The sequence below is a fragment of the Roseateles sp. genome (assembly GCF_031397715.1).
Taxonomy (GTDB): Bacteria; Pseudomonadota; Gammaproteobacteria; order Burkholderiales; family Burkholderiaceae_C; genus Paucibacter_A.
In genome coordinates this window covers 1-2,085 of record NZ_JANNMI010000128.1, presented here as the reverse complement: position 1 = coordinate 2,085, position 2,085 = coordinate 1, and the positions used below count along the sequence as shown (strand labels likewise).

Sequence of the window (2,085 nt, the reverse complement as noted above, 5' to 3'; positions counted from 1 at the left end):
CCGGTTTTTATGACCGCGTACATATCAGCCCTTTCAATTAAACCACCCGTAAAGCTCAGGCTTTGCCGCTAAAGCGACCAAGCAAGCCAACAGGCCTAAATCCAGCTAAACCCAGCATTTCTCCACACCTTTGAATAGCGCAGAGCCAATGAGTTTAGCACGGCCAAAGAAAATCACCAAGTCGTGGCTGAGCAAAGCGTTGCGAGCGTTGAGTCTGACGCACAATCCTTCACCAGGTCCAGCCGCCCCAACTTGGGCTGCTCTCTATAATCCCAACTTCGTTTGAATGAGATCCGAGCGTGCACGCAGCGTCTGTTTCGACCCCTCCGACCCCTTCCATTGGCCCCGCAACCAACGAAACGCTGGCCACATTGGCAGCCGAAATGCTCAAGGTCGATGCGGTTATCGCCGATCGTTTGGGCTCCGAAGTTGCGCTGATCAATCAAATCGCCGGCTACATCGTCCATGCAGGCGGTAAGCGCATGCGCCCGAAGCTGGTGCTTTTGTTCGCCAACGCGCTTGGGTTTGACGGCCCACAGCGCTTCGAGATGGCTGCCGTTGTCGAGTTCATTCACACCGCGACCTTGCTACACGACGATGTGGTCGATGAGTCCTCACTGCGGCGCGGCAAGCAAACCGCCAATGCCTTGTTCGGCAACGCGGCCAGCGTGTTGGTGGGCGACTTCCTCTATTCGCGTGCCTTCCAGATGATGGTGTCGGTGAACCGCATGCGGGTGCTGGAGGTGCTTGCAGAAGCGACCAATGTGATCGCCGAGGGCGAGGTCCTGCAGCTGATGAATATGCACGACCCGGACATCAGCGTAGAGAGTTACTTACGCGTCATCCGTTTCAAAACCGCTAAGCTATTTGAGGCCAGTGCGCGCCTCGGCGCCGTATTGGCCGACAGCACGCCAGAAATTGAAGTGGCTTGCGCAGGCTACGGCCGCGCACTCGGCACCGCCTTCCAGCTGATAGACGATGTGCTGGACTACGAGGGCGACAGCCAGTCGCTGGGCAAGAACGTCGGCGACGATTTGCGGGAGGGCAAGACCACCTTGCCGCTGCTGATTGCAATGGAGCGCAGCAGCAGCGAGCAAAGAGCGCTGTTGCGCCACGCCGTCGAACACGGCGAGCAAGAGCGCCTGAGCGAAATAGTCGATATCGTGCGCTCAACCGGCGCCTTGGAAGCGACCCGAGATGCCGCTAGAGCCGAGGCAAAGCTGGCTCGCGACTGCCTGAGCCTGCTGCCGCCCTCAACGTGGCGCGAGTCGCTGTTGGACTTCGCCGCGCAGTCGGTTGAGCGCTCCTCCTGATTCACTCGGCGTCGGTGCTGCGCTTCCTCATCCCCGCCTTGGCCGCATACATGCGCTGATCAGCCTCCGCGATGCAGGCCTGCAATGGCGTCTGCGCATCCGCTCTCAAGGCATAACCTAATGCAGCACTTGGGCTGACCCAGACCTCGGGCGCGACTTCAAACCGAGCTTGCCGGCAACGCTGCATCAGCGCCTCCAGATCGGCCGCCACGCCGTTTTCGCCGCGAGCCGGCAAGACGAACAAGAACTCATCGCCACCGATGCGGTAGCAATCCGCATGCGGCCACTGCGCCCGCGCAGCGCCGGCAAAAGCCCGGATCAAAGCATCGCCCGCCGCATGCCCATGGCTGTCATTGACATGCTTGAGCATATTCATATCGGCCACCACGACCGCCTGCGGGAACGACCCGGTCAGCGCGGCGCCGGCCTTTTCACTGAAATAGTTGCGGTTGTAGAAGCCGGTCAGGCTGTCGGTGTAAAGCAGGTGCTCGCGCTCCCGCAAAAACTGCGTTTTGGCCCTTTGCTCAGCCAGCTTGCGCACCGTCCGCACGGTCACGGCCAAGATCAGCAGCAAGACGACGGCCAACGCCGCCAACAACATGGTCAGCTGCCGATTGGCCTCGTTGCGCAGGGTCGGCACCGTCTGCATACCCAGGTACTTCATCTCCTCAAACTGGATCAATGGAATGACCTTGTCCAGAATGGCCGCCAGCTCCGGCTGCTGACGGCTGACGCCAAAATAGATGAAGGAGTCTTTCGAGGTGCTGCCGCG

At 60.1% G+C, this 2,085-nt stretch carries 2 protein-coding genes; one reads left to right on the top strand and one right to left on the bottom strand.

Annotated elements, in window-relative coordinates; translation table 11 throughout:
• Positions 1–383: 383 nt before the first annotated feature.
• Positions 384–1,313, top strand: coding sequence for a polyprenyl synthetase family protein (locus tag RMO57_RS05645; RefSeq protein WP_310385011.1), 930 nt, complete (start codon positions 384–386; stop codon positions 1,311–1,313).
• A 1-nt stretch (position 1,314) separates the two neighbouring features.
• Here RMO57_RS05645 and RMO57_RS05640 read toward each other — a convergent pair.
• A partial coding sequence (locus RMO57_RS05640) for a GGDEF domain-containing protein (protein ID WP_310385009.1) occupies positions 1,315–2,085 on the bottom strand: 771 nt, incomplete at its 5' end.